Source organism: Micromonospora sp. AB353 (assembly GCF_049538395.1).
Lineage (GTDB): Bacteria > Actinomycetota > Actinomycetes > Mycobacteriales > Micromonosporaceae > Micromonospora > Micromonospora aurantiaca.
Genome location: NZ_JBMVFV010000041.1, coordinates 1 through 24,260, shown reverse-complemented (window position 1 = coordinate 24,260; position 24,260 = coordinate 1). Strand labels below are relative to the sequence as shown.

Here is a 24,260-nt window from a genome sequence, read left to right as displayed (position 1 = left end):
TCCTGCGCGACGCGGGCCGCCGGTGAACGAGTCCCTGGCGGGGCGGGGTGTGGTGCCGGACGGAGTGTCCGGAATCCATGGCTGGGAACGGACTCTAACAGCCCGGTCCCGGTCCGGGCAGATGTGCCCGGCTACATAAACCGAATCCGATGTTACCCGGCGCACACGTCGCCGGTAGACCATGGCGCCCGCCCAGTTGCGAACAACTGAGCGGGCGCCATGAACATCGTCTTACAGCTCGGTGACCGAGCCACCGGCGGCGGTGATCTTCTCCTTGGCCGACGCGCTGAACGCGTGCGCCGACACCTGGAGGGACACGCCGCCGAGGTCGCCGGTGCCGAGCACCTTGACCGGGTGGCCCTTGCGGACCGCACCGGCCTCGACCAGCTCGACCGGGCCGACCTGGCCGCCGTTCGGGAACAGCTCGGCCAGCCGGTCCAGGTTGACCACCTGGAACACGACCTTGAACTTGTTCTTGAAGCCCTTCATCTTCGGCAGGCGCATGTGGATGGGCATCTGCCCACCCTCGAACGCCGGCGAGATGTTCTTGCGGGCCTTGGAACCCTTGGTACCGCGACCGGCCGTCTTGCCCTTCGAGCCCTCACCGCGACCCACACGGGTCTTGTCGGTCTTGGCGCCGGGAGCCGGACGCAGGTGGTGCACCTTGATCGTCATTACTCGACCTCCTCGACCTTCACGAGGTGGTTGACCGTGAAGATCATGCCGCGGATCTCCGGCCGGTCCTCCTTGACCACCACGTCGTTGATCCGCTTGAGACCGAGGGAACGCAGCGAGTCACGCTGGTTCTTCTTGGTCCCGATCTCGGACCGGACCTGGGTGACCTTCAGGCGTGCCATCAGGACGCCACCCCCGCCCGCGACGCCAGCATGGCGGCCGGCGCGACGTCCTCGACCGGCAGACCACGACGGGCCGCGACCTGCTCCGGGGACTCGAGCCCCTTCAGGGCCGCCACCGTGGCGTGCACGATGTTGATCGGGTTGGACGAGCCGAGGCTCTTGGAGAGCACGTCGTGGATGCCCGCGCACTCCAGCACGGCACGCACCGGGCCACCGGCGATGACGCCCGTACCGGCGGAGGCCGGCTTGAGCAGCACCACACCGGCCGCGTCCTCGCCCTGCACCGGGTGCGGGATCGAGGCGCCGATGCGCGGCACCTTGAAGAAGTGCTTCTTGGCCTCCTCGACACCCTTGGCGATCGCCGCGGGCACCTCCTTGGCCTTTCCGTAGCCCACACCGACGGTGCCGTCGCCGTCGCCCACGATCACCAGGGCGGTGAAGCTGAAGCGACGACCACCCTTCACGACCTTGGCGACGCGGTTGATCGCGACGACCCGCTCGAGGTGCGGGGTCTTCTCGACGGGCGCGTTTCCGCGGCCGCCCTCACGGCGGTTGTCGCGGCGACCACCCTCGTTGCCACCGGACCCGCCGCCACGGCGCTGTTGACCTGGCATCAGCAGCCTTCCTTCTCTCTCGTGACGGGGTTTCTAGAACTCGAGCCCGGCTTCGCGGGCGGCGTCGGCAAGCGCGGCGACACGCCCCGCGTACCGGTTGCCACCGCGGTCGAAGACGACCTTCGAGACGCCGGCGGCCTTGGCGCGCTCGGCGAGCAGGGCGCCGACCTTGCCGGCCAGGGCGCTCTTGTCGCCCTCGGCGCCGCGCAGCGAGGCGTCCATGGTCGAGGCCGACGCCAGGGTGTGACCCTTGGTGTCGTCGACGACCTGGGCCACCATGTGCCGCAGGGAGCGGGTGACGACCAGGCGGGGACGCTCGGCGGTGCCGCTGACGTTCTTGCGGACCCGGAAGTGCCGACGCGCACGCCCGACGGCACGCTTGGCGGCGACGCCGCGGCGGCGCTTGAGCAGCGTGGCGCTCACTTCTTACCTGCCTTTCCAGCCTTGCGGCGGATGACCTCGCCCTGGTACTTCACGCCCTTGCCCTTGTAGGGCTCCGGCGGACGGATCTTCCGGATGTTGGCGGCGACCTCGCCGACCTGCTGCTTGTCGATGCCGGCCACGTGGAACAGCGTCGGCTTCTCGACCGTGAAGGTGATGCCCTCCGGCGCCGGCACCAGGACCGGGTGCGAGAACCCGAGCGCGAACTCGAGGTCCTTGCCCTTGGCGGTCACGCGGTAACCGGTACCGGCGATCTCCAGGCTCTTGCGGTAGCCCTCGGTGACACCGACGATCATGTTGGCCACCAGCGTACGGCTCAGGCCGTGCAGCTCCTTGGCCTTGCGCTCGTCGTTGGGCCGGTTGACGTGCAGCTCGCCGTCCTCGCCCCGCTCCGCCGTGATCGGCTCGGCCAGCACGTGGCTCAGTTCGCCCTTGGGGCCCTTGACCTTGACGGTCCGGCCGTCGATCGTGATGTCGACGCCGGCAGGCACCGGGATCGACTTACGTCCAATACGCGACATTTCTACCTGTCTCCCGTTACCAGACGAAGGCGAGGACTTCCCCGCCAACGCTCCGCTTGCGGGCCTGCCGGTCGGTGAGCAGCCCCTGGGACGTCGAAATGATCGCCACGCCCAGCCCGCCGAGCACCCGCGGGAGCCCGTCCGACTTGGCGTACACCCGGAGACCGGGCTTGGACACGCGCTTGATGCCGGCCAGGCTCCGCTCGCGGTTCTGGCCGTACTTCAGCTCGACGACCAGTCGCTTGCCGACGGCGCCCTCCTCGGGCTCCTCGACCGACCAGGTGGCGATGTAACCCTCGGCCTTGAGGACCTCGGCGATGTTCGCCTTGATCTTCGAGTAGGGCATCGTCACCCGGTCGTGGTACGCCTGGTTGGCGTTACGCAGACGCGTGAGCATGTCTGCGATCGGGTCGGTCATCGTCATGAAAACTCGTCAACCTTTCTCGCCGGGGTTCCCCGGGCCAGGCCCGGGGCCTACGGCGAAGAGACAGTTCAGCTGACGCGCCGGAGCGCGCCGGGCTATTACCAGGAAGCCTTGGACACGCCGGGCAGCTCACCGCGGTGGGCCATCTCCCGGATGCACACCCGGCAGAGACCGAACTTGCGGTAGACCGCCTTCGGACGCCCGCACCGCTGGCAGCGGGTGTACGCGCGAACCGAGAACTTCGGCTTCGCGGCCGCCTTGAGGATCAGCGCCTTCTTGGCCATCTCAGTTCTCCTTGAACGGGAAGCCCAGGAGCTTGAGCAGCGCCCGGCCCTCGTCGTCGGTCGTGGCGGTCGTGACCACCGTGATGTCCATGCCCCGCTGGCGATCGATCTTGTCCTGGTCGATCTCGTGGAACACCGACTGCTCGGTCAGGCCGAACGTGTAGTTGCCGTGCCCGTCGAGCTTGCGCCCGTCCAGGCCGCGGAAGTCACGGATACGCGGCAGCGCGATCGAGAGCAGCCGGTCCAGGAACTCCCACATCCGGTCGCCGCGCAGGGTGACCTTCGCGCCGATCGGCATGCCCTCGCGGAGCTTGAACTGCGCGATGGACTTGGTGGCCCGCCGGACCTGCGGCTTCTGGCCGGTGATGGTGGCCAGGTCGCGGACGGCCCCGTCGATCAGCTTGGCGTCGCGAGCGGCCTCGCCGACACCCATGTTGACGACGATCTTGACCAGCCGCGGCACCTGCATCGGGTTGGCGAACTCGAACTGCTTCTGCAGCTCGCCCACGATCTCGTTGCGGTACCGCTCCTTGAGGCGCGGCAGGGTCTTGGTTTCGGTAGCCGTGGTCATCAGAGGTCCTTACCGGTGCTACGCGCGATGCGGACCTTCTGGCCGTTGTCGTCGATCCGGTAGCCGACGCGGGTCGGCTTGCCGTCGGAGTCCAGGACCATCACGTTCGAGACGTGGATCGGGGCCTCCTGGGTGACGATGCCACCGGTCTTGGCGCCACGCTGGGTGGTGCTGATGCGGGTGTGCTTCTTGACCCGGTTCACGCCCTCGACCAGGACCTTGTCCTGCCGCGGGTAGGCCGCGATGACCTTGCCCTTGGCACCCTTGTCCTTGCCGGCGATGACGACGACCGTGTCGCCCTTCTTGACCTTCACGGTCACAACACCTCCGGCGCGAGAGAGATGATCTTCATGAACCGCTTGTCCCGCAGCTCCCGGCCCACCGGGCCGAAGATGCGGGTACCGCGCGGGTCCCCGCCGTCCTTGATGATGACGGCGGCGTTCTCGTCGAAGCGGATGTACGACCCGTCCGGCCGCCGCTTCTCCTTGGCGGTCCGAACGACGACGGCCTTGACGACGTCGCCCTTCTTCACGCCGGCACCGGGGATCGCGTCCTTGACGGTCGCCACGATGACGTCGCCGATGCTCGCGTAGCGCCGACCGGAGCCACCGAGCACCCGGATGCACAGGATCTCCCGGGCACCCGTGTTGTCGGCGACGCGCAGTCGCGACTCCTGCTGAATCACGTCTATCTCCTATGTCTGCCGGTTCTCCGGCCGCTCGGGGCGGCCGGAGCCTGGCGGAACCTGCGCCCGACCGAGACCGGCCGAGCTCGAGCCTTCGCTACTTGGCCTTCTCGAGGATCTCCACGAGCCGCCAGCGCTTGGTGGCGGACAGCGGCCGGGTCTCCATGATCAGGACCCGGTCGCCGATGCCGGCCGAGTTCTGCTCGTCGTGGACCTTCAGCTTGCTCGTACGGCGCATGATCTTGCCGTACAGCGCGTGCTTGACGCGGTCCTCGACCTCGACCACGACGGTCTTGTCCATCTTGTCGCTGACCACGAGGCCCTCGCGAACCTTGCGGCGGGCCCGCGCGGGGGCGGTGGTGTTCTCACTCATGATGCAGTCACCTCAGTCGGCGCGGCCGAGAGACCCAGCTCACGCTCACGCATGATCGTGTAGATCCGGGCGATCTCCCGACGGATGACCTGCAGCCGCCGGTTGTTGTCCAGCTGCCCGGTTGCGGCCTGCACGCGGAGGTTGAACAGCTCCGCCTTCGCCTCGCGCAACTTCGTGACCAGCTCCTCCTCGGAGAGCTCACGCAGCTCGGAGGGCTTGACGCCCGCTGCCATCAGGATTCACCCACTTCGCGCGTAACAATGCGGCACTTCATCGGGAGCTTGTGGATCGCGCGACGCATCGCCTCTCGCGCGATCTGCTCGTTGGGGAAGGACATCTCGAAGAGGACCCGCCCCGGCTTCACGTTGGCGACCCACCACTCGGGCGAACCCTTACCGGAACCCATCCGGGTCTCGGCCGGCTTCTTGGTGAGGGCCTGGTCCGGGAAGATCGTGATCCAGACCTTGCCGCCACGCTTGATGTGACGGGTCATCGCGATACGCGCCGACTCGATCTGGCGGTTGGTCACGTACGCCGGCTCGAGAGCCTGGATCCCGAACTCGCCGAACACCACCCGGTTACCACCCTTGGACGCGCCACTGCGGTCCGGGTGGTGCGGCTTGCGGAAGCCCTTCGGGGGCTTGCGCGGCATCAGCATCTGTCAGCCCTCCTGCTGCTTTTCTGCCGGCTGCGTCGCGGCCGCGGCCACGGCACCGGCGTCGACCGGCTCACCGGCCGGCGTCTCCGCCTGCTGCGCGATGGTGGTCGCGGCAGCCCGGCCGGCCTCGGTGCCACCGGCGGTCGTACCGGACGAGCCCGAGCGGCCACGGCGCGGCCGGTCCGGCCGGTCGCCACGGTCACGGCGCGGGCCGCGCGACGGGGCGGCCTCGGCCGGGGCCTCGCGGCCCGGGACGGCGTCGCCCTTGTAGATCCAGACCTTCACGCCGATCCGGCCGAAGGTGGTACGGGCCTCGAAGAAGCCGTACTCGATGTTGGCCCGCAGCGTGTGCAGCGGAACCCGGCCCTCGCGGTAGAACTCGGTCCGGCTCATCTCGGCGCCGCCCAGACGGCCCGAGACCTGAACCCGGATGCCCTTGCAGGCGGGGTTCTTCATGGCGGACTGCATCGCCTTGCGCATGGCCCGGCGGAAGCTGACCCGGCTGGACAGCTGCTCGGCGACGCCCTGGGCGACCAGCTGCGCGTCCGACTCGGGGTTCTTCACCTCGATGATGTTCAGCTGGACCTGCTTGCCGGTGAGCTTCTCCAGCTCGCCGCGGATCCGGTCGGCCTCCGCACCCTTACGGCCGATGACGATGCCCGGCCGGGCGGTGTGGATGTCGACGCGGACCCGGTCACGGGTGCGCTCGATGTCGACCTTGGAGATGCCGGCGCGCTCGAGGCCCTTGGACATCATCCGGCGGATCTTGACGTCCTCGCCGATGTAGTCCTTGTAGAGCTTGTCCGCGAACCAGCGGGACTTCCAGTCGGTCGAGATGCCGAGCCGGAACCCGGTCGGGTGAACCTTCTGACCCATTACTCGGCACCCTCCGTCGTGCTCTGCTCCTCAGCGGCCGGCTTGGCCGGAGCGGCCTTCTTCGCCGACTTCTTCGGCGTGGCCGCCGCGACCGCCTCGACCGCCACGGTGATGTGGCACGTGCGCTTGCGGATCCGGTACGCCCGGCCCTGCGCCCGCGGCCGGAACCGCTTCATGGTCGGGCCCTCGTCGACGAACGCCTCGCTGACGAGCAGCGCGTCGGGGTCCAGCCGCTCGTTGTTCTCCGCGTTGGCGATCGCGCTCGCGAGCACCTTGTACACCTGCTCGCTCGCAGCCTGCGGCGCGAACTGCAGCACCGTGAGCGCCTCCTTCGCGGGCAGGCCGCGGACGAGGTTGACCACCCGGCGCGCCTTCATCGGCGAGATGCGCACGTGCCGCGCAACCGCCCGCGCGCCCGGAAGCACCGGAGCGTCGCCCTTTCCTGGCATCGCTGTAACCCCTTGTTCCTCTATCCGTATGCCCGCGGCGTCAGCGCCGGCGGCTCTTCCGGTCGTCCTTCTCGTGACCCTTGAACGTGCGGGTCAGCGCGAACTCGCCGAGCTTGTGCCCGACCATGGCCTCGGTCACGAAGACCGGGACGTGCTTACGTCCGTCGTGCACGGCGATCGTGTGACCCAGCATCTCCGGGATGATCGTCGAGCGGCGCGACCAGGTCTTGATGACGTTCTTCGAGCCCTTGTCGTTCTGCGTCTCCACCTTCTTGAGCAGGTGGTCGTCGACGAACGGGCCCTTCTTCAGGCTGCGAGGCATGTCTTATCTCCCTCAGCCGCGCTTACGCGTGGCGTAGCGGCGGCGGACGATCAGCCGGTCGCTCGGCTGGCCCTTACGACGGGTGCGGCCCTCGGGCTTACCCTGCGGGTTGACCGGGTGGCGACCACCGGAGGTCTTACCCTCACCACCACCGTGCGGGTGGTCGACCGGGTTCATCGCGACACCACGGACGGTCGGGCGCTTGCCCTTCCACCGCATACGGCCGGCCTTACCCCAGTTGATGTTCGACTGGTCGGCGTTGCCGATCTCGCCGATGCTGGCGCGGCAGCGCACGTCCACACGCCGGATCTCACCGGACGGCATACGCAGGGTCGCGTACGCGCCCTCACGGCCGAGCAGCTGGATGCCGACGCCGGCCGAGCGGGCCAGCTTGGCGCCGCCACCCGGACGCAGCTCCACGTTGTGGATGGTGGTACCGACCGGGATGTTGCGCAGCGGCAGGTTGTTGCCCGGCTTGATGTCGGCGCCCGGACCGGACTCGACGCGGTCGCCCTGCTTCAGGTCCTTCGGCGCGATGATGTAGCGCTTCTCGCCGTCGGCGTAGTGCAGCAGCGCGATGCGCGCGGTGCGGTTCGGGTCGTACTCGATGTGAGCGACCTTCGCCGGCACGCCGTCCTTGTCGACCCGCTTGAAGTCGATCAGACGGTACTGGCGCTTGTGGCCGCCACCGTGGTGCCGCGTGGTGATCCGGCCGTGGGCGTTGCGTCCGCCCTTCTTCGGCAGCGGAGCCAGCAGCGACTTCTCGGGCGTCGACCGGGTGATCTCGGCGAAGTCGGCAACGCTCGAGCCACGCCGGCCCGGCGTCGTCGGCTTGTACTTACGGATAGCCATTGTCTACACCCCTCAGCTGACCGGGCCGCCGAAGGCCTCGATACGGTCACCGTCAGCCAGCTTCACCATCGCGCGCTTGGTGTCCTTGCGCTTGCCGAACCCGGTACGGGTCCGCTTGCGCTTGCCCTCGCGGTTGAGCGTGTTGACCGTCAGGACGCGGACGTTGAAGATCTGCTGGATAGCGATCTTGATCTCGGTCTTGTTGGCGTCCGGGTGCACCAGGAAGGTGTACCAGTTGCGGTTCAGCTCGCTGTAGCTCTTCTCCGAGACGACCGGCGCGACGATGACGTCACGCGGATCGGCGATCGTGCTCACTTGCCATCCTCCTCGGTGGTCTCGGCGGGAACGCCCAGGAACTCGTCCAGGGCCTCCTTGGTGAAGACCACGTCGTCGGCCACCAGCACGTCGTAGGTGTTGAGCTGGCCGGCCTCGATCAGGTGCACCCGGCTGTCCCGCGCGTTGCGCAGGTTCCGCAGCGACACCCAGTTCAGCTCGTCGGTGCTGCTCAGCACGACCAGGACCCGACGGGCCTCGGTGAGCTTGGTCAGCGTGGCCAGGGCCGCCTTGGTGGACGGCTTCTCGCCGGAGACGAACGCCTCGACGACGTGCACCTGGCCGGCGCGGGCCCGGTCGGAGAGGGCGCCACGCAGGGCGGCGGCCTTCATCTTCTTCGGGGTGCGCTGGCTGTAGTCGCGCGGCACCGGGCCGTGGACCACGCCACCGCCGGCGAACTGCGGCGCGCGGGTCGAGCCCTGGCGGGCACGACCGGTGCCCTTCTGCTTGTACGGCTTCTTGCCTCCACCGGAGACCTCGCCGCGGGTCTTCGTCTTGTGCGTACCCTGACGGGCCGCCGCGAGCTGGGCCACCACGACCTGGTGCATCAGGGCGATGTTGGCCTGCGCGTCGAAGATGTCGGCCGGCAGCTCGACGGAGCCGCTCTTGGCGCCTTCGACGTTGATGACGTCAACGGTGGTCACTTGGCCGCACCGCCCTTCTTCACCTTCGCCTTGGCCGCAGTGCGGACCAGGACCAGCGCGCCCTTCGGGCCGGGGATGGCGCCGCGGACGAGCAGGAGGTTGTTCTCGGTGTCGACCGCCTGGACGGTCAGGTTCTGGACGGTGTAGCGCACGCCACCCATCCGGCCCGCCATCCGGGTGCCCTTGAAGACGCGACCCGGGGTCGCGCAGGCGCCGATCGAGCCGGGCGAGCGGTGCTTGCGCTCGACACCGTGGCTGGCACGCAGACCGTGGAAGCCGTGCCGCTTCATCGGGCCGGCGTAGCCCTTGCCCTTGGTCTTGCCGGTCACGTCGATCACGACGCCGGCCGGGAACTCCTCGACCGTGACCTCCTGGCCCGGCGCGTAGTCCGCGGCGTCGGAGGTGCGCAGCTCGACGATGTGCCGGCGCGGCGCGACGTCCGCCTTGGCGTAGTGGCCGGCGACCGGCTTCTTGACCTTGCGCGGGTCGATGACCCCGTACGCCAGCTGGACCGCGGAGTAGCCGTCCTTGTCGGCGCTACGAACCTGGCTCACGACGCACGGGCCGGCCTGAACCACGGTCACGGGCACAACCTTGTTGTTGTCCCAGACCTGGGTCATGCCGAGCTTGGCGCCCAGGATCCCCTTGACTTGCCTGTCCATTTGTCCGGTCCCTACAGCTTGATCTCGATGTCGACGCCAGCCGGCAGGTCGAGGCGCATGAGCGAGTCGACCGTCTTCGGGGTCGGGTCGATGATGTCGATCAGACGCTTGTGCGTACGCATCTCGAAGTGCTCGCGCGAGTCCTTGTACTTGTGCGGCGAGCGGATGACGCAGAAACGGTTGATCTCCGTGGGCAGCGGCACCGGGCCAGCGACCTGCGCCCCGGTACGCGTCACCGTCTCGACGATCTTCCGAGCCGAGGAGTCGACGACCTCGTGGTCATAGGCCTTGAGCCGGATGCGGATCTTCTGTCCCGCCATGGTGGCTTCTGTTCCTTCTCTCGATGCCGCTGTGTTGCGGGCGCCTGTACCGGCTGGCACAGGCCCACTTCCGCCGACCCCCGCGGTCGGGCGTGTCGCGCCCGTGGGCCAGGCTCCGCCCCGGGACTCCGGAGCGATTCTCTGACCACGCGGTGGGTCATGGCGCCGATCGCGGGGACCGCGACCTGGACGCCGCGCGAGGGTGGTTGACCGCCGATGGCGATCAACCACCCTACGCGAGACAGTCTGACTCCCGGAGGTCCAGCGTTAACCGGACGCAGGCGACCGACTGTCGTTACGCAACCTGACTAGTATGCCGCACGACCGGCGGCGACGCTAATCGGGGTTACCCAGCTCACTTGATGATCTTGGTGACGCGACCCGCGCCGACCGTACGACCACCCTCGCGGATCGCGAACTTCAGGTTCTCCTCCATGGCGATGGGCTGGATCAGCTTCACCGTCATCGAGGTGTTGTCGCCCGGCATGACCATCTCGGTGCCCTCGGGCAGCGTGACGACGCCGGTGACGTCCGTGGTCCGGAAGTAGAACTGCGGGCGGTAGTTCTGGAAGAACGGGGTGTGCCGGCCGCCCTCCTCCTTGGAGAGGATGTAGACCGTCGCCTCGAACTCCGTGTGCGGGGTCGTGGTGCCCGGCTTGATGACGACCATGCCGCGCTCGACGTCCTCGCGCTTGATGCCGCGCAGCAGCAGACCGACGTTCTCACCCGCGCGGGCCTCGTCGAGCAGCTTGCGGAACATCTCGATGCCGGTGCAGGTGGTCTTCATCGACTTCTCACGGATGCCGACGATCTCCACCTCCTCGTTCGGCTTGAGGATGCCGCGCTCGGCGCGACCGGTGACCACGGTGCCGCGACCGGTGATCGTGAAGACGTCCTCGATGGGCATGAGGAACGGCTTCTCGGTCTCGCGCTCCGGCTGCGGGATCGCGGTGTCCACGGCGTTCATCAGGTCCAGGAGCTTCCCGGTCCACTCCGGGTCGCCCTCGAGGGCCTTCAGCGCCGAGACCCGGACGACCGGCAGGTCGTCACCCGGGTACTCCTGCGAGGAGAGCAGCTCACGGACCTCGAGCTCGACGAGCTCGAGGAGCTCCTCGTCGTCGACCATGTCGCTCTTGTTGAGCGCCACGACGATGTACGGCACACCGACCTGACGGGCCAGCAGCACGTGCTCGCGGGTCTGCGGCATCGGGCCGTCGGTCGCCGCCACCACCAGGATCGCGCCGTCCATCTGCGCGGCACCGGTGATCATGTTCTTGATGTAGTCGGCGTGACCGGGGCAGTCGACGTGCGCGTAGTGACGCGCCTCGGTCTGGTACTCGACGTGCGCGATGGAGATCGTGATGCCGCGGGCCTTCTCCTCCGGCGCCTTGTCGATCTCGTCGAACGGCGTGTACGGGTTCAGGTCCGGGTACTGGTCGTGCAGGACCTTGGTGATGGCCGCCGTCAGCGTCGTCTTACCGTGGTCGATGTGACCAATGGTGCCGATGTTGACGTGCGGCTTAGTCCGCTCGAACTTCGCCTTCGCCACTGGTGTCCTCCTGTGGACTTTCTTGGTTCGTTCGCCCCGGCGCGCCGTTCGGCGCTTAGGACTCTGTCGACAGCCTTTCCGGCCGGAAGGCCGGAGAGCTTTTGTGGGTTCTGCGGCGATGAAGCCTACAGGCCCGGTCTCACGCAACCCGATCGAGGTGGCCGCGGGCGGGAGAACCCTCCCGCGACCGCCCTCGCGTCATCGGATCAGCCGATGGTGAGTGTCACTCACCCGTCGACTTGGCGATGATCTCCTTGGCGACCGAGGCCGGAACCTCGGCGTAGGAGTCGAACTGCATGCTGTAGCTAGCCCGGCCCTGGGTCTTCGACCGCAGGTCGCCGACGTAGCCGAACATCTCCGACAGCGGCACCAGAGCCCGGACGACGCGAGCGCCGCTGCGCTCCTCCATCGCCTGGATGATGCCACGCCGGGAGTTGAGGTCGCCGATGACGTCACCCATGTTCTCCTCCGGAGTGGTGACCTCAACGGCCATCATCGGCTCGAGGAGAGCGGGGTCGGCCTTGCGGGCCGCCTCCTTCATCGCCATCGAGCCGGCGATCTTGAACGCCATCTCCGACGAGTCGACCTCGTGGTACTGGCCGTCCACCAGGGTGAGCTTGACGCCCACCAGGGGGAAGCCGGCGAGGATGCCGTACTGCATGGCGTCCTGCGCGCCCGCGTCCACCGAGGGGATGAACTCCCGGGGGATGCGGCCACCGGTCACCGCGTTGGCGAACTCGTACGTCGGGGCGTCGTTGCCCAGCGGCAGCGGCTCCACGCTGATGATCACGCGGGCGTACTGGCCGGAACCACCGGTCTGCTTCTTGTGGGTGTACTCGACCTTCTCCACCTTGCGGCGGATGGTCTCGCGGTACGCCACCTGCGGCTTACCGATGTTCGCCTCGACGTTGAACTCGCGGCGCATCCGGTCGACCAGGATGTCCAGGTGCAGCTCGCCCATGCCGGAGATGACCGTCTGACCGGTCTGGTCGTCCAGCTTGACGCGGAAGGTCGGGTCCTCCTCGGCCAGCCGCTGGATGGCGGTGCTGAGCTTCTCCTGGTCGGCCTTGGTCTTCGGCTCGATGGCCACCTCGATGACCGGCTCCGGGAAGGTCATCGACTCCAGGATGACCGGGTTCGCCGGGTCGCACAGGGTGTCACCGGTGGTGGTCTGCTTCAGACCCTGCACCGCGATGATGTCGCCGGCCTGGGCGGAGCTGCGCTCCTCCCGCTTGTTGGCGTGCATCTGGTAGATCTTGCCGATCCGCTCCTTGCGGTCCTTGGTGGAGTTGATCACCTGGGAACCGGACTCGAGCGTGCCGGAGTAGATCCGGACGTACGTCAGCTTGCCGAGGTGCTTGTCGGTCTGGATCTTGAAGGCCAGGCCGGAGAACGGCTCGGAGACCGAGGGCTTCCGCTGCAGCGGGGTCTCGCCGTCGGTGGCCGTACCCTCGATCGCCGGGATGTCCAGCGGCGAGGGCAGGTACGCGACGACCGCGTCCAGCATCGGCTGGATGCCCTTGTTCTTGAAGGCGGTACCGGTGAGGACCGGGTTGGCCTTGCCGGCGATGGTGGCCCGGCGGATGGCGGCCTTGATCTCGTCGACCGAGATCTCCTCGCCCTCGAGGTACTTCTCCATCACCGAGTCGTCGACGTCGGCGAGGGTCTCCATCAGCTTCTCGCGCCACTCGGCGGCCGAGTCGGCGAGGTCGGCCGGGATGTCCTCGACCGCGTAGTCCTCACCCTTCTGGGTCTCGCCGCGCCAGGTCAGCGCACGCATCTCGACCAGGTCGACCACGCCGATGAAGTCGGACTCGGCGCCGATCGGGATCTGGAGGACCAGCGGGGTGGCGTTGAGCCGGTCGATCATCATCTGCACGCAGCGGAAGAAGTCGGCGCCGGTCCGGTCGAGCTTGTTGACGAAGCACATCCGGGGGACGTTGTACTTGTCCGCCTGCCGCCAGACGTTCTCCGTCTGGGGCTCCACGCCGGCCACGCCGTCGTAGACCGCGACCGCACCGTCCAGAACACGCAGCGACCGCTCGACCTCGACCGTGAAGTCGACGTGGCCGGGCGTGTCGATGATCTGGATCGTGTGGCCCTTCCACTCGCACTTGGTGGCGGCGGAAGTGATGGTGATACCGCGCTCCTGCTCCTGCTCCATCCAGTCCATGACGGCGGCGCCCTCGTGGACCTCACCGATCTTGTACGTGATGCCGGTGTAGAACAGGATTCGCTCGGTGGTAGTGGTCTTACCGGCATCGATGTGGGCCATGATGCCGATGTTGCGTACGTTGGCGAGCGCGTCTGCGGCGGCCACTTCAATCCCTACTTATCGTCGTCTCGACACAACTGGTGGCGGTTCCGGCGCCGGTGGGCGCCGGAACCTCAGGTGTTACCAGCGGTAGTGCGCGAAGGCCTTGTTGGACTCGGCCATCTTGTGCGTGTCCTCACGCCGCTTGACGGCGGCGCCGAGGCCGTTGCTCGCGTCCAGCAGCTCGTTCATCAGCCGCTCGACCATGGTCTTCTCGCGCCGCGCCCGGGAGTAGGTCACCAGCCAGCGCAGACCGAGCGTGGTCGCGCGGGACGGCCGGACCTCGACCGGAACCTGGTAGGTGGCGCCACCGACACGGCGGCTGCGCACCTCGAGGGTCGGCTTGACGTTGTCCATCGCGCGCTTGAGCGTGACGACGGGGTCGGTGCCGGACTTCTCGCGGCAGCCCTCCAGGGCGGCGTACACGATGCGCTCGGCGAGCTGACGCTTGCCGCGCAGCAGGATCTTGTTCACCAGCTGGGTGACCAGGGGCGAGTTGTACACCGGGTCAGCGACCAGCGGCTTCCGCGGAGCGGGTCCCTTACGCGGCATGTCAGCTCTTCTCCTTCTTCGCGCCGTAGCGGCTGCGAGCCTGCTTGCGGTTGCGGACACCCTGGGTGTCCAGCGAACCGCGCACGATCTTGTACCGCACGCCCGGGAGGTCCTTCACACGGCCGCCGCGCACGAGCACGATCGAGTGCTCCTGGAGGTTGTGGCCGACGCCCGGGATGTAGGCGGTCACCTCGATCTGGCTGCTGAGCTTGACACGAGCGACCTTGCGCAGCGCCGAGTTCGGCTTCTTCGGGGTGGTGGTGTACACACGGGTGCACACGCCGCGCCGCTGGGGAGACCCCTTGAGCGCCGGGGTCTTGGTCTTGGTCGTCTTGGCCTGACGGCCCTTTCGGACCAACTGCTGAATGGTGGGCACCGGGTTTCTCCGCTCCCTTCGGCCGCTGCGAGGCGACCGCGCCGTCTGCTCCAGCCGTCCGGGTGGGCGGCTCTCCTACATTCCAACCAGGGCCGCCTGACGGCTCCCCAGCACCCGCGGTCGGGCGTGTCGCCCGAGTCACGGTTCCGGTGCCGGCCGCTGACGCGTCGTACCGGATCTTCTGGTCTTGGTGGTGCGACCGCGCGATCACCGGCTGACCGGTTCCAGCGCACGCACGCATTGCCCGGGCGGGCCCGGGCACAAGGGGAAAGAGTACCTACCACAGCCGCGCCGGTCAAAACGGATGGGTCGGGAAGGACCGCTGTGCGGTCCGCCGCCCGGTCTCCGGGTCGCCGATGCGCCGGTGATGGGCACCTACAGTGACAAGTGTACCGGCTCGTCCGCCGCGCGACCCGGCGGCCCCGACACCGCCCGGCCTTCGGGCGCCCGGACAAACCGCACAACCCAGGTCACCGGCCGCAGGCGTCGCAGACGCGACGTCACGTGATCTGCACCACCAGGGCCAGCGCGAGCCCGATCAGGCCGAACAGCAGGCCCGCCGCCCCGCAGGAGATCCCCGCCACGGCCAGCCCGGCGCCGGTGAAGCGCACCGACGGCGGCGGCGCCGGCCGCCGGATCTGCCGCCGGGCGAGCAGCCCGGCCACCATCGCGCCGACACCGATCAGCCCGCCGAGCACGGTGAACGCGCCCGCCGCCCAGGCGCCGCCGACGTTGCGGCCGGCCAGGCCGAAGCACAACACCAGCAGCGACACCCCGATCGCGGCGATACCGGCGACGAGCGACCCGATCGCCAGGCCGGAGGTGACCGGCGGCACGTCGAGGTGAACCACGCCGAACGGCGTACCGGGCACCGCGTCGACCCGCTTCGGCGGCCGCGGCGTCTCGGCCGGCGGAGGCGGAAGCCCCGGCCCGCCGTGCGGGCCCCAGCCACCGTGGCCCGGCGCGCTCCCCGGTGCCGGCCACCCGCCGCCGTGCACCGGCTGACTCCCCGGGTACGCCCCGAACCCCGGCCCGTGCGCCGGCGGACTCCCCGGGTACGGCCCGTGCGCCGGCGCGGACGCGGGACCCGGCGGGTACGGCCCGGGGCGGGTCGGATCGCCTCCCGGCGCGGCCGGTTCCGTCACGGGGTCCTCCTGTCCACACGCCCGCCGCGCGGCGGACACCGGCCAGGCTACCGCCGCCGATCATTGCGGGGTGGGCGGGCGCGGGCCCGCTCCCCCACCGGGTCAGTCGAAGTTCGGCGCGAAGTCGTGGCCGAACGACGCGTCAGCGGCCCGGACCACGCCGATCACCACCGCCGCGACCACCGCGGCGGCGGTCAGCACCAGGCCGGTCCGCGCCATCTGCTCGCCACGCCGCAGCCAGTCCGCGCCGGTGAGATAACCACCCGACGCGTACGCCTCCCGGCGGGCCTGCCGGGCGAGCACGAGCGCGATGGTGGCCGGCACCGCCCCGCCGATGAAGAACCCGGTGAGCGCGCCGATCAGCCCGAGCGCGAAGACGGCGCGGGCCTTCGTGGAGCGGACCGGCTCCGGATCGTGCGGATGGCGGTATGCCTGCGGCACGACGGGCGCCTGCCCGGGCACGGTCGTCATGCCTCCATCATGCCCCGGATCCGCTCCCCCGGTCCCGGCACTCCGGACACGACGAGGCCCCCGGCGGATGCCGGGGGCCTCGTCGTCGCCTACTGCTTAGCGGTACGACCCGAAGTCGAAGTCGTCCAGCGGAACCGCCTGGCCGCTGGCCGGCCCGAAGCCGTAGTCGGTCTCCGGGTAGCCGGTCATCGAGTAGACCTTGGCCTTCGCCTCCTCGGTCGGCTCGACCCGGACGTTGCGGTACTTGCTGATGCCCGTACCGGCCGGGATGAGCTTACCGATGATCACGTTCTCCTTCAGGCCGATCAGCGAGTCGCTGCGGGCGTGGATCGCCGCGTCCGTCAGCACCCGGGTGGTCTCCTGGAAGGAGGCCGCCGACAGCCAGGAGTCAGTGGCCAGCGAGGCCTTGGTGATACCCATCAGCACCGGGCGACCGGCGGCGGGCTCGCCACCCTCGCCGACGAGCCGGCGGTTCTCCGACTCGAACAGCGCCCGGTCGACCAGCACACCCGGCAGGAACTCGGTCGAGCCGGAGTCGATGACCGTCACCCGCTTGAGCATCTGGCGGATGATGATCTCGATGTGCTTGTCGTGGATGAGCACACCCTGCGAGCGGTAGACCTCCTGGACCTCCTGGGTCAGGTGGACCTGGACCGCGCGCGGGCCGAGGATGCGCAGCAGCTCGTGCGGGTCGATGGTGCCCTCGGTGAGCTTCTCGCCGACCTCGACGTGGTCGCCGTCGTGCGCCCGGAGCCGGACCCGCTTCGAGATCTTGTCGTAGACGATCTCGTCGCTGCCGTCGTCCGGGATGACCACGATCTTGCGGGACCGCTCGCCGTCCTCGATCCGGATGCGACCCGGGGTGTCGGCGATGGGCGCCTTACCCTTCGGCACCCGGGCCTCGAAGATCTCCTGGACACGGGGCAGACCCTGGGTGATGTCCTCACCCGCGACACCACCGGTGTGGAAGGTACGCATCGTCAGCTGCGTACCCGGCTCACCGATCGACTGGGCGGCGATGATGCCGACCGCCTCGCCGACGTCCACGGTCTTGCCGGTCGGCAGCGAGCGGCCGTAGCACGCACCGCAGACGCCCAGCTTCGACTCGCAGGTGAGCACGCTGCGCACCCGCACCGTCTCCACGCCGGCGGCGACGATCGCGTCGACCCCGATGGAGTTGATGTCCTGGCCGCGGTGGGCCACCACGGTGCCGTCCGGGCCCTTGATGTCGTCGGCGAGCGTCCGGGCGTGCACGCTGGTCTCGGCGTGCTCGTGCACGACCAGCTTGCCGTCGATGCGCTCACCGATCTGCATCGGGATGGCACGGTCGGTGCCGCAGTCCTCCTCGCGGATGATGACGTCCTGCGAGACGTCCACCAGACGCCGGGTCAGGTAACCCGAGTCGGCGGTACGCAGGGCGGTGTCCGCGAGACCCTTACGGGCACCGTGCGTGGAGATGAAGTACTCCAGCACGGACAGACCCTCCCGGTAGCTGGCCTTGATCGGCCGCGGGATGATCTCGCCCTTCGGGTTGGCCACCAGACCACGGATCGCCGCGATCTGCCGGAGCTGGAGCAGGTTACCGCGGGCACCCGAGTTGATCATCTTCCACAGCGGGTTCTCCTGCGGCAGCGCGGTGTCCATCTCCTTGGCGACCTCGTTCGTCGCCTTGGTCCAGATCTCGATGAGCTCGCCGCGGCGCTCCTCGGCGGTCATCAGACCACGCTGGTACTGCTTGTCGATCCGGTCGGCTTCCTTCTCGTACCGCTCCAGGATCTCCCGCTTGCGCGGCGGAGCGATGACGTCCTCCATGCCGATGGTGACGCCGGACCAGGTGGCCCAGTGGAAACCGGCCTCCTTGAGCCCGTCCAGGGTGGCCGCCAGGGCCACCTTCGGGAAGCGCTCGGCGAGGTCGTTGACGATCGCGGAGAGCTGGCCCTTGCGGATCTCGTAGTTCACGAAGCGGTAGCCCGGGGGCAGCGTCTCGTTGAACAGGACCCGGCCCAGCGTGGTCTCCACGGTCACCGGCTCGCCCTCGGTCCACCCCTCGGGGGCGGTCCACGGCTCGGCGCCGGCGCCGTTGTCCACACCGACCACGTCGCGCAGCCGGATCCGGACCGGAGCCTGCAGGTGCAGCTCGCCGTTGTCGTACGCCATCCGCGCCTCGGCGTCCGAGCTGAACGCCCGGCCCTCGCCCTTGCCACCCGCAGTGAGGTGGGTCAGGTGGTAGAGACCGATGACCATGTCCTGGGTGGGCATGGTGACCGGCTTGCCGTCGGCCGGCTTGAGGATGTTGTTCGACGACAGCATCAGGATCCGCGCCTCGGCCTGGGCCTCGGCGGACAGCGGCACGTGGACCGCCATCTGGTCACCGTCGAAGTCGGCGTTGAACGCGGTGCAGACCAGCGGGTGGATCTGGATGGCCTTGCCCTCGACCAGCTGCGGCTCGAAGGCCTGGATGCCCAGACGGTGCAGGGTCGGCGCGCGGTTCAGCAGCACCGGGTGCTCGCCGATGACCTCTTCCAGCACGTCCCACACGACCGGCCGCTGCCGCTCGACCATCCGCTTGGCGGACTTGATGTTCTGCGCGTGGTTGAGGTCGACCAGCCGCTTCATCACGAACGGCTTGAACAGCTCCAGCGCCATCTGCTTGGGCAGGCCGCACTGGTGCAGCTTGAGCTTCGGGCCGACCACGATGACCGAACGGCCGGAGTAGTCGACGCGCTTGCCCAGCAGGTTCTGGCGGAACCGGCCCTGCTTGCCCTTGAGCATGTCGGACAGCGACTTCAGCGGCCGGTTACCCGGGCCGGTGACCGGACGACCACGACGGCCGTTGTCGAACAGCGCGTCGACGGCCTCCTGGAGCATCCGCTTCTCGTTGTTGACGATGATCTCGGGCGCGCCGAGGTCGATCAGCCGCTTGAGGCGGTTGTTCCGGTTGATCACACGCCGGTACAGGTCGTTCAGGTCGGAGGTCGCGAAGCGGCCACCGTCGAGCTGCACCATCGGGCGCAGGTCCGGCGGGATGACCGGGACGCAGTCCAGCACCATGCCGAGCGGCGAGTTGCGGGTGTTCTGGAACGCCGCGACGACCTTCAGCCGCTTGAGCGCCCGGATCTTCCGCTGGCCCTTGCCGGAGCGGATGGTCTCGCGCAGGTTCTCCGCCTCGGCCTCCAGGTCCATGTTCTGGACCAGGGCCTTGATCGCCTCGGCGCCCATGCTGCCGGTGAAGTACTCACCGAAGCGGTCGCGCAGCTCGCGGTAGAGCAGCTCGTCGGTGACCAGCTGCTTCGGCTCCAGCTTGCGGAAGGTGTCGAGAACCTCGTCGAGGCGGTCGATCTCGCGCTGGGCCCGGTCGCGGATCTGGCGCATCTCGCGCTCTCCGCCCTCCTTGACCTTGCGCCGGACGTCCGCCTTCGCGCCCTCGGCCTCCAGCTCGGCCAGGTCGGCCTCCAGCTTGGCGGCCCGCTTCTCGATCTCCGAGTCGCGGCTGTTCTCGGCCTGCCGCTTCTCGGCCAGGATCTCGTTCTCGATGGTCGAGAGGTCGCGGTGACGCGCTTCGGCGTCCACGCTCGTCACGACGTACGAGGCGAAGTAGATGATCTTCTCGAGGTCCTTGGGGGCGAGGTCCAGCAGGTAGCCCAGCCGGCTCGGCACGCCCTTGAAGTACCAGATGTGGGTCACCGGAGCGGCCAGCTCGATGTGACCCATCCGCTCCCGGCGAACCTTGGAGCGGGTCACCTCGACGCCGCAGCGCTCGCAGATGATGCCCTTGAAGCGGACCCGCTTGTACTTACCGCAGTAGCACTCCCAGTCCCGCTGCGGACCGAAGATCTTCTCGCAGAAGAGCCCGTCCTTCTCCGGCTTGAGGGTGCGGTAGTTGATGGTCTCGGGCTTCTTGACCTCGCCGTGGGACCACTGACGGATGTCGTCAGCGGTGGCGAGGCCGATGCGCAGCTCGTCGAAGAAGTTGACGTCGAGCACTATGTCCCCTATGTCGTCGTCTGTACTGCTAGCTAACGAGTGGGATCCGGGGCAGGGTGACCCTGCCCCGGATCACCACCTCAGACCTCTTCGACCGAGCTCGGCTCGCGCCGGGACAGGTCGATGCCCAGCTCCTCCGCCGCCCGGAACACCTCGTCGTCGGTCTCGCGCATCTCCAGGGCCACACCGTCGCTGGAGAGCACCTCGACGTTGAGGCACAGCGACTGCAGCTCCTTGAGCAGCACCTTGAACGACTCCGGGATGCCCGGCTCGGGGATGTTCTCGCCCTTGACGATCGCCTCGTAGACCTTGACCCGGCCCAGGACGTCGTCGGACTTGATGGTCAGCAGCTCCTGCAGGGCGTAGGCGGCGCCGTACGCCTGCATGGCCCAGCACTCCATCTCACCGAAGCGCTGGCCACCGAACTGCGCCTTACCACCCAGCGGCTGCTGCGTGATCATCGAGTACGGGCCGGTCGACCGGGCGTGGATCTTGTCGTCGACCAGGTGGTTGAGCTTCAGGATGTAGACGTAGCCGACCGCGATCGGGTCGGGCAGCGGCTCGCCGGAACGACCGTCGAACAGCTGCGCCTTGCCGCTGCCGCCGATGAGCTGGTTGCCGTCCCGGTTGGGCAGGGTCGACGCCAGCAGACCGGAGATCTCCTCCTCGCGGGCACCGTCGAAGACCGGAGTGGCCACGTTGGTGTCCGGCTCGGACTCGTGCGCGTTGATCGAGCGGAGCTGGCGCTTCCACTCGGCGTCGTCGCCGTCCACGCTCCAGCCGGTCTTGGCCACCCACCCGAGGTGGGTCTCCAGGACCTGGCCGATGTTCATCCGGGACGGCACACCGAGCGGGTTCAGCACGATGTCGACCGGGGTGCCGTCCTCCAGGAACGGCATGTCCTCGATCGGCAGGATCTTGGAGATGACGCCCTTGTTGCCGTGGCGGCCCGCGAGCTTGTCACCGTCCTGGATCTTGCGCTTCTGGGCCACGTAGACCCGGACCAGCTCGTTCACGCCCGGGGGCAGCTCGTCGCCGTCCTCGCGGGAGAAGGTACGCACACCGATGACCGTGCCGGTCTCGCCGTGCGGCACCTTCAGCGAGGTGTCCCGGACCTCGCGCGCCTTCTCGCCGAAGATCGCGCGGAGCAGCCGCTCCTCGGGGGTCAGCTCGGTCTCACCCTTCGGGGTGACCTTGCCGACCAGGATGTCGCCGGGGACGACCTCGGCGCCGATCCGGATGATGCCGCGCTCGTCGAGGTCCGCGAGCATCTCCTCGCTGACGTTCGGGATGTCGCGGGTGATCTCCTCCGGGCCGAGCTTGGTGTCCCGGGCGTCGACCTCGTGCTCCTCGATGTGGATCGAGGTGAGCACGTCCTGCTGCACGAGGCGCTGCGACAGGATGATCGCGTCCTCGTAGTTGTGGCCCTCCCAGCACATGAACGCCACCAGCAGGTTGCGTCCGAGCGCCATCTCGCCCTCGTCGGTGCACGGCCCGTCGGCGATGACCTGACCGGCCTCGACGCGGTCGCCCTCGAAGACGACCGGCTTCTGGTTGACGCAGGAGCCGGCGTTGGAGCGGCGGAACTTGTGCAGCAGGTACGTCCGGCGGTGGCCGTCGTCCTGGTGGACGGTGATGTAGTCCGCGCACAGATCCTCGACCACACCGCCGACCTCGGCGACGACGACGTCACCGGCGTCGACCGCGGCGCGGTACTCCATGCCCGTACCGACCAGCGGGGCCTCGGCCTTGACCAGCGGCACCGCCTGACGCTGCATGTTCGCGCCCATGAGCGCGCGGTTGGCGTCGTCGTGCTCCAGGAACGGGATCATCGCGGTGGCGACCGAGGTCATCTGCCGCGGCGACACGTCCATGTAGTCCACGGCGCCCGGCGCGACGTCCTCGGTCTCGCCGCCCTTACGGCGGACCAGGACGCGGTCCTCGGCGAAGGTGCCGTCCGACTTCAGCGGGGCGTTCGCCTGCGCCTTGACGAACCGGTCCTCCTCGTCCGCGGTCAGGTAGTCGATCTGGTCGGTGACCCGGCCGTCGATGACCTTCCGGTACGGCGTCTCGATGAAGCCGAACGGGTTGACCCGGGCGAACGTGGACAGCGCGCCGATCAGGCCGATGTTCGGGCCTTCCGGCGTCTCGATCGGGCACATCCGGCCGTAGTGGGACGGGTGCACGTCGCGGACCTCGAAGCCGGCCCGCTCGCGGGACAGACCACCCGGGCCGAGCGCGCTCAGCCGGCGCCGGTGGGTCAGACCCGCCAGCGGGTTGGTCTGGTCCATGAACTGGGACAGCTGCGACGTACCGAAGAACTCCTTGATCGCCGCCACCACCGGACGGATGTTGATCAGGGTCTGCGGCGTGATCGCCTCGACGTCCTGGGTGGTCATCCGCTCGCGGACGACCCGCTCCATCCGGGAGAGACCCACCCGGACCTGGTTCTGGATCAGCTCGCCCACGGTACGCAGGCGACGGTTGCCGAAGTGGTCGATGTCGTCGGCCTCATAGCCCTCCTCACCGGCGTGCAGCCGGCAGAGGTATTCCACGGTGGCGACGATGTCGTCCTCGGTGAGCGTGCCGGTGGTGATCGGCACGTCCAGCTCGAGCTTCTTGTTGAACTTGTAGCGCCCGACCTTGGCGACGTCGTACCGCTTCGGGTTGAAGAAGAGGTTGTCGAGCAGGGTCTGGGCGTTCTCACGGGTCGGCGGCTCGCCAGGGCGGAGCTTCCGGTAGATGTCGAGCAGGGCCTCGTCCTGGCCGGCGATGTGGTCCTTCTCGAGCGTGGTCATCATGAGCTCGGACCAGCCGAACTTCTCACGGATGCGCTCGGCGGACCACCCGATGGCCTTGAGCAGGACGGTGACGGCCTGGCGGCGCTTGCGGTCGATGCGAACGCCGACCGTGTCGCGCTTGTCGATGTCGAACTCCAGCCAGGCACCCCGGCTCGGGATGACCTTGACGCTGGAGAGGTCGCGGTCGGAGGTCTTGTCCGGCTGCTTGTCGAAGTACACGCCCGGCGAGCGGACGAGCTGGCTGACCACGACGCGCTCGGTGCCGTTGATGATGAAGGTGCCCTTCGGCGTCATCATCGGGAAGTCACCCATGAACACCGTCTGGCTCTTGATCTCGCCAGTGGTGTTGTTGGTGAACTCCGCGGTCACGAACAGCGGCGCGCAGTAGGTCAGATCCTTCTCCTTGCACTCCTCGATCGAGGCCTTGACCTCGTCGAAGCGCGGAGCCGAGAAGGAGAGCGACATGGTGCCGGAGAAGTCCTCAATGGGACTGATCTCGTCGAGGATCTCCGCGAGACCCGAGCGTGCGTGCGGGTCGTCCGCCGACCGGCCCTGCCAAGCCTCGTTGCCGACGAGCCAGTCGAAGGACTCGTTCTGAATGGCGAGGAGGTTGGGGACCTCGAGGTGTTCGGTGATCCGACCGAAAGAAACTCGGCGGGGCGCGAATGCGCTCGACGTACGACTGGTCTTCGCAGGGCGGGAAGCTGCCAAGATGCGTCCTTCCGAGGACCGGTGCTGCAGAACGGCTGGTACGCGTGCACTCCAATGACCCCACCAGAAATATCCACAATCGGACATTTCCGAGCAGGGGTCAAGTCGGAAGGCAGCGCAAACTAGCAGTGTAGCCGAGAGGCTAACCGCTGTCCAGCCCACCCCGCAGGTCGTCGCGGAACAAGCCCTGGAACCTCGGAAAACCGGGTCGACCGGGCCGCTCGGAACGCGACGCTCCTGCCGGTCCGCTCGGGAGCCGCGGCGACGGTGCTGCCGTTGCCCTTACCCGAGAGGCGGCCGTTGCAAGCGCGGAAGGTCTTGCTGATGTTCAGCGTGCCTGGCAGGCCGGTGCCGCGTCAAGGGCCGGTTACCGCTCGGGGTGTCTTTCCCACCGACGGGCTACCGACAGACGTCGCTGACCGGCCGATGAGAGGACGCTGTACGCCCTGCTCACGCCGTTCGCCGGCGGGT

29 protein-coding genes are annotated in these 24,260 nt (G+C 68.4%); all 29 read right to left on the bottom strand.

All coding sequences use genetic code 11. The features are described 5' to 3' along the window. Positions 1-231: 231 nt before the first annotated feature. The 29 genes from rplO to rpoB all read right to left on the bottom strand — a co-directional run bounded on the left by rplO (position 232) and on the right by rpoB (position 23,789). The gene (gene rplO, locus ACPCK6_RS18000; protein ID WP_018784561.1) at positions 232-675 is read right to left on the bottom strand and encodes a 50S ribosomal protein L15; all 444 of its coding nucleotides are present in this window, start codon (positions 673-675) and stop codon (positions 232-234) included. Then, complete coding sequence (gene rpmD / locus ACPCK6_RS17995) at positions 675-857, bottom strand: 50S ribosomal protein L30 (RefSeq protein WP_013473693.1); 183 nt, start codon at positions 855-857, stop codon at positions 675-677. Before rpmD ends, rplO begins: the two co-directional genes overlap by 1 nt. Continuing rightward, positions 857-1,471: a 30S ribosomal protein S5 gene (gene rpsE / locus ACPCK6_RS17990; RefSeq protein ID WP_088987583.1), complete on the bottom strand. Its 615-nt coding sequence runs from the start codon at positions 1,469-1,471 to the stop codon at positions 857-859. Before rpsE ends, rpmD begins: the two co-directional genes overlap by 1 nt. Before the next feature lie 33 nt (positions 1,472-1,504). Beyond that, complete coding sequence (rplR, locus tag ACPCK6_RS17985) at positions 1,505-1,894, bottom strand: 50S ribosomal protein L18 (protein WP_030501605.1); 390 nt, start codon at positions 1,892-1,894, stop codon at positions 1,505-1,507. Continuing rightward, entirely contained in the window at positions 1,891-2,433 is a 543-nt protein-coding gene (gene rplF, locus ACPCK6_RS17980; RefSeq protein ID WP_013288623.1) for a 50S ribosomal protein L6, read from the bottom strand. Before rplF ends, rplR begins: the two co-directional genes overlap by 4 nt. A gap of 16 nt (positions 2,434-2,449) precedes the next feature. Continuing rightward, the gene (gene rpsH, locus ACPCK6_RS17975; RefSeq protein ID WP_013288624.1) at positions 2,450-2,857 is read right to left on the bottom strand and encodes a 30S ribosomal protein S8; all 408 of its coding nucleotides are present in this window, start codon (positions 2,855-2,857) and stop codon (positions 2,450-2,452) included. Between the two features lie 98 nt (positions 2,858-2,955). Beyond that, on the bottom strand, positions 2,956-3,141 hold the full coding sequence (locus ACPCK6_RS17970; protein WP_007073023.1) for a type Z 30S ribosomal protein S14: 186 nt from the start codon (positions 3,139-3,141) through the stop codon (positions 2,956-2,958). A gap of 1 nt (position 3,142) precedes the next feature. Next, positions 3,143-3,712, bottom strand: a complete 570-nt coding sequence (rplE, locus tag ACPCK6_RS17965; RefSeq protein WP_013288625.1) for a 50S ribosomal protein L5 — start codon at positions 3,710-3,712, stop codon at positions 3,143-3,145. After that, positions 3,712-4,032, bottom strand: a complete 321-nt coding sequence (gene rplX / locus ACPCK6_RS17960; protein ID WP_013288626.1) for a 50S ribosomal protein L24 — start codon at positions 4,030-4,032, stop codon at positions 3,712-3,714. The genes rplE and rplX overlap by 1 nt, the downstream gene beginning before the upstream one ends. Continuing rightward, positions 4,029-4,397 carry a 50S ribosomal protein L14 gene (gene rplN, locus ACPCK6_RS17955; RefSeq protein WP_007073026.1) on the bottom strand — a complete coding sequence of 123 codons (369 nt, stop codon included), beginning with the start codon at positions 4,395-4,397 and terminating at the stop codon, positions 4,029-4,031. Before rplN ends, rplX begins: the two co-directional genes overlap by 4 nt. A 97-nt stretch (positions 4,398-4,494) precedes the next feature. Beyond that, entirely contained in the window at positions 4,495-4,770 is a 276-nt protein-coding gene (gene rpsQ / locus ACPCK6_RS17950) for a 30S ribosomal protein S17 (RefSeq protein WP_030501606.1), read from the bottom strand. Then, on the bottom strand, positions 4,767-5,003 hold the full coding sequence (rpmC, locus tag ACPCK6_RS17945) for a 50S ribosomal protein L29 (protein ID WP_013288628.1): 237 nt from the start codon (positions 5,001-5,003) through the stop codon (positions 4,767-4,769). Before rpmC ends, rpsQ begins: the two co-directional genes overlap by 4 nt. Continuing rightward, the gene (rplP, locus tag ACPCK6_RS17940) at positions 5,003-5,428 is read right to left on the bottom strand and encodes a 50S ribosomal protein L16 (protein ID WP_007465292.1); all 426 of its coding nucleotides are present in this window, start codon (positions 5,426-5,428) and stop codon (positions 5,003-5,005) included. The genes rpmC and rplP overlap by 1 nt, the downstream gene beginning before the upstream one ends. A gap of 3 nt (positions 5,429-5,431) precedes the next feature. Then, complete coding sequence (gene rpsC, locus ACPCK6_RS17935) at positions 5,432-6,304, bottom strand: 30S ribosomal protein S3 (protein ID WP_396883398.1); 873 nt, start codon at positions 6,302-6,304, stop codon at positions 5,432-5,434. Next, positions 6,304-6,753 (bottom strand): 50S ribosomal protein L22, encoded by a 450-nt coding sequence (rplV, locus tag ACPCK6_RS17930; protein WP_013288630.1) that lies wholly within the window; start codon positions 6,751-6,753, stop codon positions 6,304-6,306. The genes rpsC and rplV overlap by 1 nt, the downstream gene beginning before the upstream one ends. Positions 6,754-6,793: 40 nt before the next feature. Next, positions 6,794-7,075 carry a 30S ribosomal protein S19 gene (rpsS, locus tag ACPCK6_RS17925; RefSeq protein ID WP_007073032.1) on the bottom strand — a complete coding sequence of 94 codons (282 nt, stop codon included), beginning with the start codon at positions 7,073-7,075 and terminating at the stop codon, positions 6,794-6,796. Between the two features lie 12 nt (positions 7,076-7,087). Next, positions 7,088-7,927: a 50S ribosomal protein L2 gene (gene rplB / locus ACPCK6_RS17920; RefSeq protein WP_013288631.1), complete on the bottom strand. Its 840-nt coding sequence runs from the start codon at positions 7,925-7,927 to the stop codon at positions 7,088-7,090. Positions 7,928-7,939: 12 nt separating this feature from the next. Continuing rightward, positions 7,940-8,242, bottom strand: a complete 303-nt coding sequence (gene rplW / locus ACPCK6_RS17915) for a 50S ribosomal protein L23 (protein ID WP_013288632.1) — start codon at positions 8,240-8,242, stop codon at positions 7,940-7,942. Then, positions 8,239-8,904 carry a 50S ribosomal protein L4 gene (rplD, locus tag ACPCK6_RS17910; protein WP_135242074.1) on the bottom strand — a complete coding sequence of 222 codons (666 nt, stop codon included), beginning with the start codon at positions 8,902-8,904 and terminating at the stop codon, positions 8,239-8,241. The genes rplW and rplD overlap by 4 nt, the downstream gene beginning before the upstream one ends. After that, positions 8,901-9,566 (bottom strand): 50S ribosomal protein L3, encoded by a 666-nt coding sequence (rplC, locus tag ACPCK6_RS17905; RefSeq protein WP_120573086.1) that lies wholly within the window; start codon positions 9,564-9,566, stop codon positions 8,901-8,903. Before rplC ends, rplD begins: the two co-directional genes overlap by 4 nt. Before the next feature lie 11 nt (positions 9,567-9,577). Further along, positions 9,578-9,886: a 30S ribosomal protein S10 gene (gene rpsJ / locus ACPCK6_RS17900; RefSeq protein ID WP_007073037.1), complete on the bottom strand. Its 309-nt coding sequence runs from the start codon at positions 9,884-9,886 to the stop codon at positions 9,578-9,580. Positions 9,887-10,241: 355 nt separating this feature from the next. Next, positions 10,242-11,435, bottom strand: a complete 1,194-nt coding sequence (gene tuf / locus ACPCK6_RS17895) for an elongation factor Tu (RefSeq protein WP_013288635.1) — start codon at positions 11,433-11,435, stop codon at positions 10,242-10,244. A 223-nt stretch (positions 11,436-11,658) separates the two neighbouring features. After that, positions 11,659-13,755: an elongation factor G gene (gene fusA / locus ACPCK6_RS17890; protein WP_194801425.1), complete on the bottom strand. Its 2,097-nt coding sequence runs from the start codon at positions 13,753-13,755 to the stop codon at positions 11,659-11,661. A gap of 75 nt (positions 13,756-13,830) precedes the next feature. Beyond that, on the bottom strand, positions 13,831-14,301 hold the full coding sequence (gene rpsG / locus ACPCK6_RS17885; RefSeq protein WP_013288637.1) for a 30S ribosomal protein S7: 471 nt from the start codon (positions 14,299-14,301) through the stop codon (positions 13,831-13,833). Between the two features lies 1 nt (position 14,302). Beyond that, positions 14,303-14,677, bottom strand: a complete 375-nt coding sequence (gene rpsL / locus ACPCK6_RS17880; RefSeq protein ID WP_007465318.1) for a 30S ribosomal protein S12 — start codon at positions 14,675-14,677, stop codon at positions 14,303-14,305. 500 nt (positions 14,678-15,177) lie between these two features. Continuing rightward, positions 15,178-15,549 carry a hypothetical protein gene (locus ACPCK6_RS17875; RefSeq protein WP_194801541.1) on the bottom strand — a complete coding sequence of 124 codons (372 nt, stop codon included), beginning with the start codon at positions 15,547-15,549 and terminating at the stop codon, positions 15,178-15,180. A 375-nt stretch (positions 15,550-15,924) separates the two neighbouring features. Then, positions 15,925-16,293, bottom strand: coding sequence for a hypothetical protein (locus tag ACPCK6_RS17870; protein WP_167796934.1), 369 nt, complete (start codon positions 16,291-16,293; stop codon positions 15,925-15,927). Between the two features lie 96 nt (positions 16,294-16,389). Next, positions 16,390-20,277: a DNA-directed RNA polymerase subunit beta' gene (locus tag ACPCK6_RS17865; protein WP_262013094.1), complete on the bottom strand. Its 3,888-nt coding sequence runs from the start codon at positions 20,275-20,277 to the stop codon at positions 16,390-16,392. A gap of 80 nt (positions 20,278-20,357) precedes the next feature. Further along, complete coding sequence (rpoB, locus tag ACPCK6_RS17860) at positions 20,358-23,789, bottom strand: DNA-directed RNA polymerase subunit beta (protein ID WP_013288641.1); 3,432 nt, start codon at positions 23,787-23,789, stop codon at positions 20,358-20,360. Positions 23,790-24,260 lie beyond the last annotated feature (471 nt).

What these genes read in the sequence shown, in the direction of transcription:
- ACPCK6_RS17970 (WP_007073023.1), bottom strand. Translation starts at nt 3,141, where the DNA reads ATGGCCAAGAAGGCGCTGATCCTCAAGGCGGCCGCGAAGCCGAAGTTC.
- ACPCK6_RS17870 (WP_167796934.1), bottom strand. Translation starts at nt 16,293, where the DNA reads ATGACGACCGTGCCCGGGCAGGCGCCCGTCGTGCCGCAGGCATACCGC.
- rpsC (WP_396883398.1), bottom strand. Translation starts at nt 6,304, where the DNA reads ATGGGTCAGAAGGTTCACCCGACCGGGTTCCGGCTCGGCATCTCGACC.
- rplE (WP_013288625.1), bottom strand. Translation starts at nt 3,712, where the DNA reads ATGACCACGGCTACCGAAACCAAGACCCTGCCGCGCCTCAAGGAGCGG.
- rpsH (WP_013288624.1), bottom strand. Translation starts at nt 2,857, where the DNA reads ATGACGATGACCGACCCGATCGCAGACATGCTCACGCGTCTGCGTAAC.
- rplC (WP_120573086.1), bottom strand. Translation starts at nt 9,566, where the DNA reads ATGGACAGGCAAGTCAAGGGGATCCTGGGCGCCAAGCTCGGCATGACC.
- rplV (WP_013288630.1), bottom strand. Translation starts at nt 6,753, where the DNA reads ATGCCAGGAAAGGGCGACGCTCCGGTGCTTCCGGGCGCGCGGGCGGTT.
- rpsE (WP_088987583.1), bottom strand. Translation starts at nt 1,471, where the DNA reads ATGCCAGGTCAACAGCGCCGTGGCGGCGGGTCCGGTGGCAACGAGGGT.
- rpsJ (WP_007073037.1), bottom strand. Translation starts at nt 9,886, where the DNA reads ATGGCGGGACAGAAGATCCGCATCCGGCTCAAGGCCTATGACCACGAG.
- rpsQ (WP_030501606.1), bottom strand. Translation starts at nt 4,770, where the DNA reads ATGAGTGAGAACACCACCGCCCCCGCGCGGGCCCGCCGCAAGGTTCGC.
- rpmC (WP_013288628.1), bottom strand. Translation starts at nt 5,003, where the DNA reads ATGGCAGCGGGCGTCAAGCCCTCCGAGCTGCGTGAGCTCTCCGAGGAG.
- rplB (WP_013288631.1), bottom strand. Translation starts at nt 7,927, where the DNA reads ATGGCTATCCGTAAGTACAAGCCGACGACGCCGGGCCGGCGTGGCTCG.
- rpmD (WP_013473693.1), bottom strand. Translation starts at nt 857, where the DNA reads ATGGCACGCCTGAAGGTCACCCAGGTCCGGTCCGAGATCGGGACCAAG.
- rplF (WP_013288623.1), bottom strand. Translation starts at nt 2,433, where the DNA reads ATGTCGCGTATTGGACGTAAGTCGATCCCGGTGCCTGCCGGCGTCGAC.
- rplO (WP_018784561.1), bottom strand. Translation starts at nt 675, where the DNA reads ATGACGATCAAGGTGCACCACCTGCGTCCGGCTCCCGGCGCCAAGACC.
- rpsG (WP_013288637.1), bottom strand. Translation starts at nt 14,301, where the DNA reads ATGCCGCGTAAGGGACCCGCTCCGCGGAAGCCGCTGGTCGCTGACCCG.
- rpsS (WP_007073032.1), bottom strand. Translation starts at nt 7,075, where the DNA reads ATGCCTCGCAGCCTGAAGAAGGGCCCGTTCGTCGACGACCACCTGCTC.
- rplP (WP_007465292.1), bottom strand. Translation starts at nt 5,428, where the DNA reads ATGCTGATGCCGCGCAAGCCCCCGAAGGGCTTCCGCAAGCCGCACCAC.